The following is a 16,182-nucleotide window of genomic DNA, read 5'->3' on the forward strand; positions in this document are numbered from 1 at the left end:
CGCTGCGATTGTCGTCGTCGTCCTGCCGAAATCGTTGTGCTGTGGATGTAAGGGACATTGGCGGCAATCCTCACGGGGATATCGACGCGGTCATGGAAAAGCGCTTGACGGCGGCGGCGTTTCGGCGTCCATCTATTTCCATGAATATCGAAACAGCAGCGCAGCAACTGGATGCCCTCGGCAATCCCACCCGGCTTCGTATCTATCGGCTCCTGGTGCGGGCGGGGCGCGCCGGCCTGCCCGTCGCCAGTGTGCAGGGCCGGATCGGGATGCCGGCCTCGACCCTGTCGCATCATCTGAAAAAGCTGATGCAGGTCGGGCTGGTCCGACAGGAGCGCGACGGTAACACGCTTTGGTGTCAAGCCGTCTATCCGGCCATGACCCGCCTGATCGGGTTTCTGGTGGATGAATGTTGCGCTGACGAATGCGGGGACGGGGACCTTGCCGCATCCGCAGGGCCGGAGCGGGCCGAATGAGCCTGTCGCGGACCGGGATCATCTCGGCGCTGGGGGTTATCCAGATCCTGGCCTGGGGCAGCACCTTCTACCTGATGGCGCCGCTGGCGGAGGCGATCGGCGCCGATACCGGCTGGAGCCCAGCCTTCCTGTCCGCCGGCGTTTCGGTGGCGCTTCTGGTCTCGGGGCTTGCGGCGCCTGCGGTGGGGCGCTGGATCGGGCGGACCGGGGGACGGGTGCCACTGTCGCTGGGGTTGGCTTGCCTTGCGGCCGGGTTGGTCATGCTGGGCCTTGCCCGGGGGCCGGCTGTCTATCTGCTGGCCTGGGGGCTGCTGGGACTGGGCATGGCGGCCAGCCTTTACGACGCGGCCTTTTCCGTTCTGGGGGTCGCTTTCGGCCAGAACGCCCGGGCGGCCATCACGCAGCTGACCCTGTGGGGCGGTTTTGCCAGCACGGTCTGCTGGCCGCTTTCGGCCTGGCTGGTCGAAAGCTTTGGCTGGCGTGTGGCCTGCTTCAGCTATGCCGCGCTGCATCTGTGCGTGACCCTGCCGCTGTGCCGGCGCTTCGTGCCGCGTGTTGCCGGCGCCGCTGCGCGGGCGGATATCTCACTGCAGGGGGGCGCTGCCGTGCGGGCGATGGATCTGCGGTTCCTCTGCATCGTGATCGCGGGCGTTCTGTTGACGATGTTGTCGACGATCTGGTCGATCCATATGGTCACGATCCTGACTGCCGGGGGCTCTTCCCTTGCAGCGGCGATCGCTCTGGGCACTTTGATCGGCCCGGCGCAGGTTGGCGCCCGCGTGGTCGAGATGCTGGGGCGCGGGCGGCACCATCCGATCTGGACCATGGGGATGGCGACCGGGCTTGTGCTGATCGGATTTGCCGGGTTGCAGGCTGGCTTTCCCGCAGCGGTGGCGCTGATCGCTTATGGTGCCGGCAACGGCTTGTGGTCCATCGCGCGCGGCGCGCTGCCGCTCGCCCTGTTCGGGCCTGACGGCTATGCCGCGCTGATGGGGCGTCTGGCCCGACCGATGCTGTTCTCTGCCGCTGCGGCGCCGACGGTGGGGGCGTTTCTGATCGAGCGCATCGGAGCGGAGCGGACGATGACATCGCTTGCGGTGGTGGCCGTCATTCCGCTGGGCGCCGCGCTGCTGCTGGCCGCACGGGTCCTGCGCGAGCGTCGCCAGCCCATCGGCTGAGCGCGCGGAGGGGCGGAGGCGGTCAGTGGCGTTCTGGTCAGTCGGAGGCGCGGACCGCGTTGATCTCTCCGGTGGTCAGCACCGGAGAGGCGTCGATATCCTTGGCGTCGAGCATGGCAGCCACTCGCTCCAGTGAGGCGACAAGCTGCGCCTGTTCCCAGTCGGCCAGTTTGGCGAAGGCCTGCACATAGCGTTGCTGCAGCGCGTCGGGTGCATCTTGCAGCCGGCTGCGTCCTTCCTCGGTGATGACGACATTGGTCTGGCGCCGGTCCGCGATCGAGGGCACCCGTTTGACCATGCCGCGCGCCACCAGCTTGTCGACCAGAGCGGTGATGGTCGCCTGAGTGACCCCCATCGTCGAGGATAGCGCCTTTGGGGTGCTGCTGCCCGAAGTGCCGACCAGCTGCAGAACCCGCAACTGCGCCGAGGTCAGGCCGGCGGCCTGGGCCAGGTCGCGTTCGTAAAGCTCTGTCGCGCGCAGGATGCGGCGCAGGGCGATCAGGCTTTGATCGATTCTGTCTCGGTGGTGTTCGGTCATGGCGGCTCAATCTGCCATATCGGGGCATATCCTTCAATCATTGAAGTACTTCCCGTTTATGCTTTGTCTGTCGAATGATATGTCGGGGTAAAAGCTTCGCTTCTCATTGGTTATATGTCCCTTAAAGACGCATATCGTGGCCGATATGAGGAAAATTAGCTTCGGTTATTGAAATTTGTGTCGCGATGTAATACTTCGTTTAGCGAACAAAATGGAGCCGTATTTATGCCGATTGACATGGTCAACACGCAAGCCGCGCCGGCCCGTTCGGGCGCCGCGCCCCGGCTGCGCCGACCGGAACCGACCGACGGCGCTGCCATCTGGGCGCTTGTGCGGGCGTGCAAGCCGCTCGACGAAAACTCCATGTACGCAAATCTGATCCAGGCCGATCATTTCCGCGACACTTGCGTCGTGGCGGAGATGGACGGCCAGATCGTTGGCTGGATTTCTGGGCACATGATCCCGAAGCAGAACGCCTTCTTCGTCTGGCAGGTGGCTGTCGGCGAAGCGGCGCGTGGGCTCGGGCTTGGCAAGGCCATGCTGCTCGAGCTGATCGGGCGCGAGGATATCGCCGATGCCGAAACGCTCAAGACCACGATCACGCAAGACAATGACGCCTCATGGGGGCTGTTTCGCAGCTTTTCCCGCATCATCGGCGGGACGCTGGAAAATGCGCCCTATTTCGAGAAAGAGGCGCATTTCGATGGCGCGCATGACACCGAGCATATGGTGACGATCACCCTGCCGGCCGGACAGTCTGCGCTGGAGCGCGCCGCGTAACCCTCCCCCTCATTCGAACATCAGGAGACCCCATGCCCAGAGACATGGCACAAGACACATCCATCTATGACCGTCGCGAGAGCGGGGCCCGCTCTTACTGCCGCGCCTTCCCGGCATCCTTCGCCCGCGCCCAGGGCTCGGAGCTGTTCAGCGCCGAGGGCGATCGTTACATCGACTTTCTCGCCGGCTGCTCCTCGCTCAATTACGGGCATAACGACCCGGACATGAAGGCGGCGCTGGTCAAGCATATCTCGCAAGATGGTCTGGCCCATGCGCTCGATTTCCACACCGAGGAGAAGGAAGCCTTCCTGCGTGCCTATGAGGCAAACATCCTTGCCCCGCGCGGCATGGATTATCGGGTGATGATGACCGGGCCCACCGGCACCAACGCGGTCGAGGCGGCGATCAAGCTGGCGCGCAAGGTCACTGGCCGGCGTAATGTGGTCGCCTTCACCAACGGCTTTCACGGCATGACCATGGGGGCGCTGTCGCTGACCGGCAACGCGTCGAAACGGGGTGGCGCCGGCGGCGGATCGCTGAATGACGTGACGCATATGCCGTTCGAGGGCGCGCTGGGGCCCGATGTCGACACGCTTCAGGTGATCGACGGCCTGCTGGGCAACCCCTCGTCGGGCATCGACGCGCCGGCGGCTTTCGTGTTCGAACCGATCCAGGGCGAAGGCGGGCTGAACGTTGCCTCCAACGCCTGGATGCGTGGCATCGAAACCCTGGCCCGCAAGTATGGCGCACTGGTCATTGTCGATGACATCCAGGCCGGTTGCGGTCGCTCCGGCAGCTATTTCTCGTTCGAGCGGGCCGGCATCAAGCCGGATATGGTGACACAGGCGAAATCGTTGTCGGGCTTCGGTCTGCCCTTCGCTGCGCTGCTGATCAAATCCGAACTCGACGTGTGGAAGCCGGCCGAACACAACGGCACCTTTCGCGGCAATACCCATGCCTTCGTGACGGCCCGCGTGGCGATCGAGAAATTCTGGGCGGACGATGCTTTCGAGGCCGAGCTGGCGGCGAAATCGGTGATGCTGACCTCGGCCTTCAAGGAAGTCGCCGACCTGATCGAGGGGGCCAGGCTCAAGGGCAGGGGGCTGATGCAGGGCGTCGATGTCGGTTCGGGAGAGCTGGCGGGCGCGATCTGCGCGCGCGCCTATGAAAAAGGTTTGGTGATTGAAACCTCCGGTGCCCGGGACGAGGTCGTCAAATGCCTCGCTCCGCTGACCACCCCTGATGCCATCCTGCGCGAAGGCTTCGACATTCTGCTCGAGGCCACGCGCGGCGCGCTGGCGGAGCGGGCCGCGGCCTGATCCTGACCAAGACATATCCAAGGAGAGACAGATGATTGTTCGCGATTTCAACGAATTGAAGAAGACCGACCGCCATGTGGCCGATGCGCAATGGACCTCGACCCGGATGTTGCTGGCCGATGACGGGATGGGGTTTTCCTTTCACATCACCGTGCTTGAGGCCGGCTCCGAACATACCTTCCATTACAAGCACCATTTCGAAAGCGTCTATTGCATGGCCGGCAAGGGCTCGATCACCGATCTGGCGACCGGTGAGACCCATGCGATCAAGCCGGGGGTGATGTATGCGCTGAACCTGCATGACAAGCATATCCTGCGCGCCGAGGAAGAGCTGCATATGGCCTGCTGTTTCAATCCGCCGGTGACCGGCACCGAAGTGCACCGCGAGGATGGGTCCTACGCCCCGGCGGAAGAGCTGGCGTAAGGCGATCGGCATGACGCATACGGTCGAGAAAATCGGCGGGACCAGCATGTCCCGCCTCAACGAGCTGCGCGACACGCTGTTTGTCGGCGGGCGAGAGGGGGCGGCGCTTTATGGGCGGGTTTTCGTGGTCTCCGCCTTCGGGGGCATCACCGATCTGCTGCTCGAACACAAGAAGTCCGGCGCACCCGGGGTTTATGCGCGTTATGCGGATGCCGAAGGGGCGCATGATTGGCATGATGCGCTGGCCCGCGTCTCTGACGCGATGATCGGGGCGCATAACGCGGTGTTGGACCATCCCGCCGATATCGCCCAGGCCGATGCCTTCGTCGCCGAGCGGATCGAGGGCACGCGCAACTGTCTGATTGATCTGCAGCGTCTTTGCGCCTACGGGCATTTTCGTCTGGCCGGGCATCTGTTGCAGGTGCGCGAGCTGCTGTCCGGTCTGGGCGAGGCGCATTCCGCCTTTGTCGCGACGCTGCTGTTGCAGCGCGCCGGGGTGAATGCCCGCTTTGTCGATCTGTCGGGCTGGCGCGATCAGGGCGAGGTGTCGCTCGACGCGCGGATCTCGGGGGCGATGGCGGATCTCGATATCGGCAGCGAAATGCCCATCGTCACCGGCTATGCGCAATGTATCGAGGGGCTGATGCGTGAATTCGATCGCGGATATTCCGAGGTGACGTTTTCGCGTCTGGCCGCGCTGACCGGTGCGCGGGAGGCAATCATCCACAAGGAATTCCACTTGTCTTCGGCCGACCCTAAGCTGGTGGGGTCCGAGGTGGCGCGCAAGCTGGGGCACACAAATTACGATGTGGCTGACCAGATGTCGAATATGGGCATGGAGGCGATCCACCCCAAGGCCGCCAAGGCGCTGCGCCAGGCCGATGTGCCGTTGCGCGTGACCAATGCCTTCGAGCCCGACGATCCGGGCACGCTGATCGACGACAGGCCGGCGGACCGCGCTGCGGTCGAGATGATCACCGGGCTCGATATCGTGGCGCTCGAGGTGTTCGAACAGGATATGGTCGGGGTGAAGGGCTATGACTCCACGATCCTCGATATCCTGACGCGGCACAACGTGCGGATCGTGTCGAAGACCTCGAATGCGAACACGATCACCCATTATCTCGATGCTTCGCTCAAGGTGATGCGGCAGGTGGAGAAGGATCTGGCCCGGGCCTATCCCACCGCCGAGGTCTCGGCCCGGCCGTTGGCGATGGCCTCGGCGATCGGACGCGATCTGTCGGGGCTGTCGGTGCTGACCGACGGGCTTCAGGCGATCGCGGCGGCGGGGCTCTATGCCCTTGGCGCTTCGCAGGGGCCGCGCAACGTGGATGTCCAGTTCATCCTGGAGCGCGACGCGCTGAAACCCACCATCGCGGCGCTGCATGCCGCGCTGGTGGAGGCGGTGGAGCCGCCTTTGTCGCGGGCGGCCTGACAAGAAGGCGGTGGCGCTCCGCACCGCAGACCGTGCGGCGGAGCGCTGGCAAGCCGGCGCGGCAAGGCGTGCCTTGCCACCGCGATCCCCAAGACGAACAGGACCTTGACGGTGTCACGCCCCGCGACGACGCGGCCGGCGGGCGCCGTCGTGCCATCGGTGGGCGAGGGGACAATGACGGGCCCGGGCGGGGCGAATTTCTGCCAGGCGCGGGGCGAAACCCCGCGCGGAAAATGCGCCAATGCCTTCCTGACGGGGTTGTGCGACGAGATTTCCTTTATCAAAGTCATGCGCACTGCGTGTCATGAACGCATTTGTCTTTGGGAGGACCATCATGATCAGAACACTCGCGCTCGGCGCTCTTATCGCCGGCGGCGTCGCGCTGTCCGCTCCGGCGGCCAAGGCGACCGAATTCATCAATGTGCTGACCGGTGGCACCTCGGGGGTATATTATCCGCTGGGTGTGGCGTTGGCTGATATCTATGCCAAGAACATCCCGGACGCGCGCGCTCAGGTGCAGTCCACCAAGGCCTCGGTCGAGAACCTGAACCTGCTGCAGCAGGGCCGGGGCGAGATCGGGTTCGCGCTGGGGGATTCGGTCAAGGACGCCTATGAGGGCAATACCGAAGTCGGTTTCACCAAGCCGCTGACCAAGCTGCGCGCCATCGCCGCGATCTATCCGAACTATATCCAGATCGCCGCCTCTTCCGCTTCCGGCGCCAAGACGGTCACCGATCTGAAGGGCAAATCCGTGTCCGTCGGCGCCGCCAAATCCGGCACTGAGGTTAACGCGCACAAGATCCTCGGCGCCTTGGGGATGAGCTATGACGATCTCGGCAAGGTTGAATTCCTGCCCTTCGCGGAATCCGTCGAACTGATGAAGAACCGCCAGCTCGATGCCACGCTGCAAAGCTCGGGTCTGGGCTCGGCTGCGCTGAAAGACCTGGCCTCGACCCAGGATGTGACTTTCGTCTCGGTGCCCGCCGAAGTCGCCGAAAAGCTTGGCGCGCCCTATGCGGCAGGCGTGATCCCCGCGGGCACCTATCCCGGGCAGGATGCCGACGTTCCGACGCTGGCGATCACCAACATCCTGGTGACCAGCGCCGATGTGTCGGACGAACTGGCCTATCAGATGACCAAGCTTCTGTTCGAACATCTCGATCAGATGAAGGCGGCTCATGCGGCAGCTGGTGCCATCGACATCGCCAAGGCGGTGAAGAATGCGCCGATCCCGCTGCATCCGGGCGCCATCAAATATTATAAGGAACAGGGCCTGATGTAAGGCCCGGGCGGATTGCCCAAAGAAAGACGGCCCGGCTGGTCCGGGCCGTCGTCACTCCGGGAGGACACCATGACAGCACCCACGTCTTCGGCCAAATCGCGCGCCGAGGAAGCGAACGAGATCCATGATCCGCTCGCCGATAGCTTTCCCAATTCGCCGGTCGGCCGGTTCCTGTTCTGGCTGGCGGTGGCCTTCTCGGTCTATCAGATTTCGATCGCCGCCCATGTCATCGACCTGCCCAGCCAGGTGATGCGCGCCGTTCACGTCGCCTTCCTGATGGCGCTCGGCTTTCCGCTGCTGGCGCTGGGGCGCGGTTTCGGGCCGGTGGCGAAAACCCTGTGCTGGCTGTTCGCGCTCGCCGGGGTGGGGGTGGCTGCCTATCAATGGATCGAATACACACCGCTGCTGTTCCGCGCCGGCGACCCCAACACCCTTGACCTGATCGTCGGCTGTATCGCCGTCGTCGGCGTCTTCGTCGCCGCTTGGATCCTGATGGGGCCGGCACTGCCGATCATCTGCGGGCTGTTCCTGACTTATGCGCTGTTCGGCCAACACCTGCCGTCGCCGCTCAATCACCGTGGTTACGCTTTCGAGCAGGTGGTCGAGCAGATCGCCTATGGCACCGAAGGCATATATGGCATTCCTGTTTATGTCTCAGCCACTTACATCTTTCTCTTCATCCTGTTCGGCTCGTTCCTGGAAAAGGCCGGGATGATCAAGCTCTTCACCGATGTGGCGCTGGGGCTGGTCGGGCACCGGATGGGCGGGGCTGCCAAGGTTTCGGTGCTGTCCTCGGGGCTGATGGGCACCATCTCGGGCTCGGGCGTCGCCAATGTCGTGACCACCGGCCAGTTCACCATTCCGCTGATGAAGCGCTTCGGTTATCGTCCGGCCTTCGCCGGCGGGGTCGAGGCAACCTCCTCCATGGGCGGGCAGATCATGCCGCCGGTGATGGGCGCGGTTGCCTTCATCATGGCCGAAACGCTCGGCGTGCAATATGTCGAGGTCGTCAAGGCGGCGCTGGTGCCGGCGATCCTCTATTTCGCCGGGGCCTTCTGGATGGTGCATCTCGAGGCCGGCAAGCGCAACCTGCGCGGCCTGGCGGCGGACGAGCTGCCCTCGGCCCGCAAGGCGCTGAAAGAGGGCTGGTATCTGATCCTGCCGCTGGCGGTGCTGGTCTGGCTTCTCTTCTCGGGCTACACGCCGCTTTTCGCAGGCACCATCGGGTTGGCGCTGACCGGAATGCTGATCCTCGGCGCCTCGATCGCCATGGGGCTGTCGTCAATGGCGGTGCGGGTGATCTTCTGGGTGTTCCTCGGGCTCTGCGCCTCGGCCTTCTTCAAGTTCGGCATCAACGCCCTGCTTCTGGTCCTGGCTGGGCTGATCTTGGCCACGGTCCTGTTCAAGGGAGGGCGCGAGACCCTGGGTGTCTGCCGCGACAGCCTGGCCGAGGGCGCCAAGACCGCGCTGCCGGTGGGGATCGCCTGTGCGCTGGTCGGCGTGATCATCGGGGTGATGACCCTGACCGGGGCCGCCAATACCTTTGGCCAGTTCATCGTCTCGGTCGGGCAGAACAGCCTGTTCCTGTCGCTGGTGCTGACGATGATCACCTGTATCATCCTCGGCATGGGGATCCCGACGATCCCGAACTATATCATCACCTCCTCGATCGCCGGACCGGCGCTGCTGGCGCTTGGCGTGCCGCTGATCGTCAGCCATATGTTCGTCTTCTACTTCGGCATCCTCGCCGATCTGACGCCGCCGGTGGCGCTGGCCTGCTTTGCCGCTGCGCCCATCGCCAAGGAAAGCGGGCTGAAGATCAGCTTCGAGGCGATCAAGGTGGCCGCCGCCGGCTTCGTGGTGCCCTTCATGGCGGTCTATACCCCGGCGCTGATGCTGCAGGACGGCGGCACCCTGGCCGACGCCATCGGCTATTGGCCGGCGGTGGCCTATATCATCGTCAAGGCGCTGATCGCCCTGGCGCTCTGGGGCACCTGCGTGATCGGCTGGCTGGGTCGTCCGCTGGCGATCTGGGAGCGCGGCATCGCTCTCGTCGCCGCCTTCTCGCTGGTCGCGGCGCTGCCGATCACCGATGAATTGGGCTTTGGCCTTGTCATCCTCTTCGGCCTGCTGCTGTGGCGCCGTCGGACCGCGGTGTCGGCATGACCGGTTGCCTGATGGCGGGGGCGACGATGCTCGCCCTGGCCAGCGGCGAGCAGTTCACGCTGGAATGGACCCATTCGGTCGAGCGTCAGGCCTGGCGGGAGACCTGGGAGGTGACGCAGGATCACCGGCTGCATCTGGTCGGGGCTGCGGTCAAGGGATCGGGGGCGGGTATGGAACCCGGCCCCGGTGGCTATTTTCAAGACGGCTGGTGGGTCTGGACCCCGGATTTGCCACCGGTGCCGTCGCTGGTTCTCGCCGCCTCGGGGAAGACCCCCTCGGCCTGGACGCTCTGCGCTGCTGATTGTCTGCAGATCGGCGCCACCTCGGGCGCGCCGGTCACCGTGGCGCCCTGCGCTGGCGCGGACTGATGGTCAGCCGGCGCGCGGTTCTGCGCCGCATCGGATCGGTCTGGCGGCTGCGGCTGCTGCTGGTGACCATCGGTGCGCTGCTGTGCGGCGCTCTGGCCTGGCAGGTGGCGCTGTCGCAGCTGCGTCAGGGGCTGGAGCAGCGGCTGCTGGTCGGTCATCGCGCCATCCAGACCGAGATCGACCGCTTTCGCTATCTGCCGCGTGTCACCGGCGAGGATGCCCGTATCCATGCGGCGCTGTCGCGTCCGGGCGAACTGGCCGCGATTGACGCAGCCAACCGCTATCTCGAACGCATCGTGGCCCAGACCGGGGCCGAACAGCTGTATCTGCTGAATGCGGACGGGGTCACGCTGGCCTCGTCGAACTGGACCACGCCGAACAGCTATGTCGGCCACGATTACAGCTTTCGTCCCTATTTCACCGATGCGCGCGCCACCGGCAACGGCGCCGTCTATGCCATCGGCGTCACCACCGGAGAGCCCGGCTATTTCATCGCGACCCGGGTCGACGATCCGGGGCTGGGGGTGCGCGGGGTCATGGTCGTCAAGATCGACCTGCGCCCGCTTGAACAATCCTGGGCCGAGACTGGTCAGCGGATCGCCGTTACCGACAAGGACGATGTGGTTTTCATGTCGTCGATCCCCGGCTGGCGCTATCGCCCGCTGACGCCCTTGCCGGCGCCGGTGCGGGCGCGGCTGGGGGCCTCACGGCTCTATGACAGTTCGGAATTGGAGCGCGCGGCGCCGTTGTTGACCTCTGGCAGCACGTTGACGATCGAGGGGCAGGGCCGCGCCACCACCCTGCGCAGCCCGTCATTCGAACAGGGCTGGCGCTTGCTGGCGGCGACCCCGCTGTGGCCGGCGCGCGCGGCGGGCGGGACGACTGCGGCGCTGGTGCTGCTGGCCGGGTTGCTGGGGCTGGGGCTGGCCGATCTGCGCCGTCACCGCCAACGGTTGATCGCGCTGCGACTTCATCAGACCGAGGTGATGGAACGCAAGGTGCGCGAGCGCACCGCCGAGCTCGGCCGCGAGATCGAGGCGCGCGCCCGGGTCGAGGCCGATCTGCGCGCCACCCAGGCGACGCTGGTGCAATCCGAGAAGATGGCGGCGCTCGGCCGGATGTCGGCCGCCATCGTGCATGAGGTCAGCCAGCCGCTGGCGGCGATGGAGGCGACGCTGACGGCGGCCGAGTTCAGCCTGTCGCGGGCGCCCGAACAGACCGCTGCGCGGCTGCAATCGGCGCGCGGGCTGATCCGTCGGATGCAGCGGATGACCAGGCATCTCAAGAATTTCTCGCGGCGCGAGGCGGCGCCCTTGTCGCCGGTGCCGGTGGTCGAGGTGGCGCGCTCCGCCCTGGCGCTGACCAAGCCGCGTGCCGATGCGGCGGGCATTCATCCCCGGTTCGAGGCGCCAGAGGGCGCTCCGATGGTACGCGCGGGGCATGCCCGGCTGGAGCAGGTGCTGGTCAACCTGCTGCACAATGCCATCGAGGCGGTGGAGCCCGGCCATGGCGAAGTGACACTGGCGGTCCGGCAAGAGGCGGATGAGCTGATCCTCTCGGTGTGGGACAATGGCCCCGGCATCCCGGCCGATGTGTTGCCCCGGGTGACCGAGCCGTTCTTTTCCACCAAGATCGGCGGCGAGGGGCTGGGCCTTGGGCTTGCGATCAGCTTCGAGGTGGTCCAGCAATTCGGCGGGCGGCTGGACATCCGGTCACACCCGGGCGGGGGAACCGAGATCTCGGTGATCCTGCCGTTGCTCGATGGGACTGAGACGAAAGAGGCCGCAGAATGACCGCGCTGATCCATGTGGTCGAGGATGACAGCGATCACCGCCACGCGCTTTGCGATCTGATCGAGGCGGCGGGGCATCGCGCCGAGGGGTTCGCCGATGGTCGCGCCGCGCTGGCAGCCACCAGCCGGCCCGATCTGGTGCTGACCGATCTGCGCATGCCTGGGATGGACGGGCAGGCGGTGCTCGAGGCGGTGCGCGACCGCGATCCCGATTGTCCGGTGGTGATGATCTCCGGGCATGGCGATCTGGCGCAGGCGGTGCAGGCGATGCGCGCGGGCGCCGAGGATTTCCTGGAAAAACCCTATGACGGCATGCATCTGCTGACGGTGATCGAACGCTGCCTCAGGACCCGCGCGGCGCGGGCCGAGATCGGGCGGTTGCAGGATCAGATCGCCCGCGCGGAAGAGGGCGGCCTTCTGGGCCAATCCGCCGCGATCACTGCGCTGCATGCGCGGATCGACGCGCTCGCCCCGACTGATCTGGATATCGTCATCACCGGCGAGACCGGCACCGGCAAGGAGCTGGTGGCCCGCGCGCTTCATGCCGGCAGTGCCCGCGCCGCCGGGCCCTTCGTTGCGGTCAATTGCGCGGCACTGCCCGAAAGCCTGTTCGAGATCGAGATTTTCGGCCATGTCGTCGGTGCCTTTCCCGGTGCGCAGGACAAGCCCGGCAAGCTCGAGGCCGCCTCGGGCGGGACGCTGCTGCTGGACGAGGTCGAGGCGATGCCGGCGGCGATCCAGCCCAAGCTGTTGCGGGCGTTGCAGGAACGCGCGGTGGAACGGTTGGGGGAGAACCGGCTGATCCCGCTTGATCTGAGGATCGTGGCGACGTCAAAGGCCGATCTGCGTTCGCTCACCCTCGACGGCAGTTTCCGGCCCGATCTGTTCTATCGGCTTGCCGGGGCGGAGATCGCGGTGGAGCCGCTGCGCGCGCTTGGCGAGGATATCGTGCTGCTTTTCAGCCATTATGCTGGGCTGGCCGCGGCACGTCATGGCAGGCCGCCAATGCCTCTGGATTATGCGTTGAAGCAGCGGCTGCTGCGCCGCTCCTGGCCGGGCAACGTGCGTGAACTCAAGGCGCTGGCAGAGCGGTTTGCCCTCGGGCTTGACCTGCCCGAGGATACCGTCGCGCCGGTCGGCGCGCCGGAAAGCCTTGCCGACCGCGTCGCCGCCTTCGAGGCGCGGGAAATCCAGCTTGCGCTGGAACGCTGTCGCGGCAATACCGAACGCGCCGCCAAGGCGCTGGGGATGGCGCGGCGCACGCTGAACGACAAGATCAGCCGTTACGGCATCCGGAGCTGAGCAGGGGCGGAGGCCGATAGCCGCCTGCGGCACGGGCGTCGCTTGACAGTGGCCCGGCGCCTGTAAAGGGTGTCCCGATCATTCGGCTGGGGAGAGGATCGCACCGATGAACAAGCTGCGTGATAGGGGCGCCCCGGCTGTCCGCGATCTTGTGCTGGGGTCGTGGCAGCGATCCGAGGCCGGGGATCGGCTTGGCGATCTGGCGCATGCGCCCAGTCTTTCGGGAGCCGAGTTCGACCGGGTCCTGGGCGGCAACGACCGGCTGCGGGCCGCGGCCGAGCCGGTGTTGCGCCGCTTCGGCGCGATGCTGGGAGACAGCGATGCCATGCTTCTGCTGTGCGATCCTGAAGGTGTGGTCATGGATGCAGCCGGCGCCTCTCATGTCCGGCAGCGGGGAGAGCGGAACAATCTTCAGCCCGGAGGACGCTGGTGTGAAAGTGCGATCGGCACCAATGCGATCGGCACCGCGCTGCATCTGCGGCAGCCGGTGACCATCTCGGGAGCCGAGCATTATTGCGAGGCGATCCGGCAATGGGCCTGCGCGGCGGTGCCGTTGCACGATCCGGCTGATGGGGCCTTGATGGGGGTGATCGATGTCTCGGGGGCGCCGGGGGCGGGGTTCGGGACAGCCGGCGCGCTTGCTGCCTCGACCGCGTCACAGATCGAACAGATATTGCGAACCGAGGACATCGTTCGGCATCGGGACCTGATCGACGCGCTGCTGTCGGACCGCAGGGGCGGCCACGGCGAGGAGGTGATGCTGCTCGATCGGTTCGGGCAGCGGGTCTGGTCGAGCGAGGCTTTCGGCCGGGCGATGCGCGAAGCCGGCGGTCCCGAGCCCGAGATGCTGAGCCGGATCGCCGCCTCGGGGCGCGATGCTGAGGCCGAAAGCTGGGCCGACAATTTGCGCCAGGCGCTTCCCGGCGCCGATATCGACCTGCTGCAGACCAGGGACGGTGCACTGGGTTTGGTCGTCCGGCTGCGCTCTGCGACCGGGCAGCGCCGACCGGTCGCGCCGGAGGAGGAGCGGCTGAGCCTGAAGCGGATCGCCCAGGGCAGCCGTGTGCTGGCGCCGCTTTGTGTGACGGCCCGCAAGTTCTATTTCCATGCGGTTCCGCTGACGGTCGAGGGGGCGGCGGGCACTGGCAAGCGCAGTTTCGCCCGGGCCCTGCATTTCGCGGGTGCCAGCGGCAACCGTCCGTTCGAGATGCTGGATTGCACGTCCCTGGAGGCCGAGCAGTTGCAGAGCGATCTGCGCGATGGCGGCGGGCTGCTGGCGCAACGTGATCGCGGCGGCACCCTGTGCCTGTCCGAACCGGCGCGGACGCCGGCGGCGGCACAGCCTGCGCTGGCGCAGGCGCTGGAGCGGCTGGGGCGTGGCGGCAGGGTCCCGGTGCAGGTGATCGCATTGAGCACCGAGCCGCTGTCCGAAGCGGTGGCACAGGGGCGTCTGCTGCGCGATCTGCAATTGCGATGCGCGGGGTCGGTGATCCGTCTGCCCGGGCTGGTGGCGCGGCGCGAAGAAGTGCCCGTGCTGCTGCGCCATTTCGCAGCGGAGATGGCCGCCGAAGGGCGCCGCCCGCTGCGTTTCACCGCCGCCGCACTGGAGCGGCTGCGGGCGCATGACTGGCCGGGCAACCTGTGGGAGATGCGCAATCTGGTCCAGGCGCTAGAAGCGGAACATGCCGGAGAGGGGGCCCGGGTCATCGACCTGTCGGATCTGCCGCAGGAGGTGAGGGGCGGGGTCGAGGCGGAGCCGCAGAGGTTGCAGGATTGCGAAAGGGAACTGATCGCGCGCGCCGTGTCCGAGGCCGGAGGCAACCTGAGCCGGGCCTCGAAACGGCTGGGGATCGCGCGATCGACCCTGTACCTGAAGCTTGATCAATACGGGCTGCGCGGCTGATCCGGGCCCCGGTTCCGGGCAATGTGTCCGAAAATCGGACACATTGCCCCTTGCTGCGCCTCTTTCTCATCGGCCTGCCGGGACAGTATTGTTCGCATGCAAAAGTATGCAAACAGCGCTCAGGAGGTTCTGCCATGAAAGCTCTCGTTTATCAGGGACCCGGCAACAAGGAATGGGTTGAAAAGGAAAAACCAGGCATTCAGAAACCCACCGATGTGATCGTCAAGATTACCAAGACGACGATCTGCGGCACGGATCTGCACATTCTCAAGGGGGATGTGCCGGCGGTGACCGAAGGCCGCACGCTCGGTCACGAAGGGGTTGGTATCGTCGAGGAAGTGGGCTCTGCCGTTGCCAACTTCAAACCCGGTGACGCGGTGCTGATTTCCTGTGTCACCTCCTGCGGGAAATGTGCCAACTGCAAGCGCGGCCTCTATGCTCATTGCGAGGACGGCGGCTGGATCCTCGGTCACCTGATCGACGGCACCCAGGCCGAATACGTGCGTATCCCGCATGGCGACAACTCGCTCTACCCGATCCCGGAAGGGGCGGATGAAGAGGCGCTGGTGATGCTGTCGGACATCATGCCGACGGGGTTCGAGATCGGCGTGCAATACGGTCATGTCAAACCGGGTGATACCATCGCCATCGTCGGCGCCGGCCCGGTGGGCATGTCGGTGCTGCTGACCGCGCAATTCTATTCGCCGGGCAAGATCGTGATGATCGACATGGATCCTGCGCGGCTGGCGCTGGCGCGGCAGTTCGGTGCCACCGATACCATCCAGGTTGGGGCCGAGGATGCCGTGGCCCGGATCATGGAAATGACCGATGGCAAGGGCGTCGATGTGGCGATCGAGGCGGTGGGCGTGCCGGCAACCTTCGACACCTGTCAGAAGATTGTCGCTGCCGGTGGCAACATTGCCAACGTCGGCGTCCATGGCACCCCGGTCGAACTGCATATCGAAGAGCTCTGGATCAAGAACATCAATATCTCCATGGGGCTGGTCAACACCAACACCACGCCGATGCTGCTGAAGACGCTGGGCAACGGCAAGGTTGATCCCTCCAAGCTGGTGACGCACCGCTTCAAGCTTGACGAGATGATGGAAGCCTATGAGATCTTCGGCAATGCCGCCCGTGAAAAGGCGATGAAAGTGATCCTGAGCGCCTGAGCGTTCGATCCGTGAAGATGTCCGGCCGGGGATGCTGACGCGTTCCC

General features: G+C 65.5%; 14 protein-coding genes. 13 read left to right on the plus strand and 1 reads right to left on the minus strand.

Going from position 1 to position 16,182, the window contains the following annotated elements; translation table 11 throughout:
* Positions 1–8: 8 nt before the first annotated feature.
* Together G455_RS25355 and G455_RS0122775 are read left to right on the plus strand one after the other, a co-directional pair.
* The gene (locus G455_RS25355) at positions 9–476 is read left to right on the plus strand and encodes an ArsR/SmtB family transcription factor (RefSeq protein WP_240474640.1); all 468 of its coding nucleotides are present in this window, start codon (positions 9–11) and stop codon (positions 474–476) included.
* Positions 473–1,654 (plus strand): MFS transporter, encoded by a 1,182-nt coding sequence (locus tag G455_RS0122775; protein WP_028095691.1) that lies wholly within the window; start codon positions 473–475, stop codon positions 1,652–1,654. Before G455_RS25355 ends, G455_RS0122775 begins: the two co-directional genes overlap by 4 nt.
* Before the next feature lie 37 nt (positions 1,655–1,691).
* Here the strand turns inward: G455_RS0122775 and G455_RS0122780 are convergent, their stop codons facing one another.
* Positions 1,692–2,192, minus strand: coding sequence for a MarR family winged helix-turn-helix transcriptional regulator (locus G455_RS0122780; protein WP_028095692.1), 501 nt, complete (start codon positions 2,190–2,192; stop codon positions 1,692–1,694).
* A 225-nt stretch (positions 2,193–2,417) separates the two neighbouring features.
* Between G455_RS0122780 and ectA the strand changes: the two genes are divergently transcribed.
* From ectA to G455_RS0122835, 11 genes are all read left to right on the plus strand, one after another.
* Positions 2,418–2,972: a diaminobutyrate acetyltransferase gene (gene ectA / locus G455_RS0122785; RefSeq protein WP_028095693.1), complete on the plus strand. Its 555-nt coding sequence runs from the start codon at positions 2,418–2,420 to the stop codon at positions 2,970–2,972.
* A gap of 32 nt (positions 2,973–3,004) precedes the next feature.
* On the plus strand, positions 3,005–4,291 hold the full coding sequence (gene ectB, locus G455_RS0122790; protein WP_028095694.1) for a diaminobutyrate--2-oxoglutarate transaminase: 1,287 nt from the start codon (positions 3,005–3,007) through the stop codon (positions 4,289–4,291).
* Between the two features lie 31 nt (positions 4,292–4,322).
* Positions 4,323–4,715, plus strand: coding sequence for an ectoine synthase (locus G455_RS0122795; protein ID WP_028095695.1), 393 nt, complete (start codon positions 4,323–4,325; stop codon positions 4,713–4,715).
* A gap of 10 nt (positions 4,716–4,725) precedes the next feature.
* Positions 4,726–6,150, plus strand: a complete 1,425-nt coding sequence (locus G455_RS0122800; protein WP_028095696.1) for an aspartate kinase — start codon at positions 4,726–4,728, stop codon at positions 6,148–6,150.
* Positions 6,151–6,484: 334 nt separating this feature from the next.
* Complete coding sequence (locus G455_RS0122805) at positions 6,485–7,432, plus strand: TAXI family TRAP transporter solute-binding subunit (RefSeq protein WP_084437179.1); 948 nt, start codon at positions 6,485–6,487, stop codon at positions 7,430–7,432.
* 69 nt (positions 7,433–7,501) lie between these two features.
* Complete coding sequence (locus G455_RS0122810; protein ID WP_028095698.1) at positions 7,502–9,598, plus strand: TRAP transporter permease; 2,097 nt, start codon at positions 7,502–7,504, stop codon at positions 9,596–9,598.
* A complete protein-coding gene (locus tag G455_RS0122815; RefSeq protein WP_028095699.1) occupies positions 9,595–9,966 on the plus strand; it encodes a DUF1850 domain-containing protein in 372 nt (123 codons plus the stop codon). The genes G455_RS0122810 and G455_RS0122815 overlap by 4 nt, the downstream gene beginning before the upstream one ends.
* Entirely contained in the window at positions 9,966–11,759 is a 1,794-nt protein-coding gene (locus G455_RS0122820; protein ID WP_028095700.1) for a sensor histidine kinase, read from the plus strand. The genes G455_RS0122815 and G455_RS0122820 overlap by 1 nt, the downstream gene beginning before the upstream one ends.
* Positions 11,756–13,060, plus strand: a complete 1,305-nt coding sequence (locus G455_RS0122825) for a sigma-54-dependent transcriptional regulator (RefSeq protein ID WP_028095701.1) — start codon at positions 11,756–11,758, stop codon at positions 13,058–13,060. Before G455_RS0122820 ends, G455_RS0122825 begins: the two co-directional genes overlap by 4 nt.
* Before the next feature lie 106 nt (positions 13,061–13,166).
* Positions 13,167–14,963: a sigma-54-dependent Fis family transcriptional regulator gene (locus G455_RS0122830; RefSeq protein ID WP_051312712.1), complete on the plus strand. Its 1,797-nt coding sequence runs from the start codon at positions 13,167–13,169 to the stop codon at positions 14,961–14,963.
* A 134-nt stretch (positions 14,964–15,097) separates the two neighbouring features.
* Entirely contained in the window at positions 15,098–16,135 is a 1,038-nt protein-coding gene (locus G455_RS0122835; protein WP_028095703.1) for a zinc-dependent alcohol dehydrogenase family protein, read from the plus strand.
* Positions 16,136–16,182: the final 47 nt, after the last annotated feature.

Source organism: Pseudodonghicola xiamenensis DSM 18339 (assembly GCF_000429365.1).
In the GTDB taxonomy this organism is placed as follows: domain Bacteria; phylum Pseudomonadota; class Alphaproteobacteria; order Rhodobacterales; family Rhodobacteraceae; genus Pseudodonghicola; species Pseudodonghicola xiamenensis.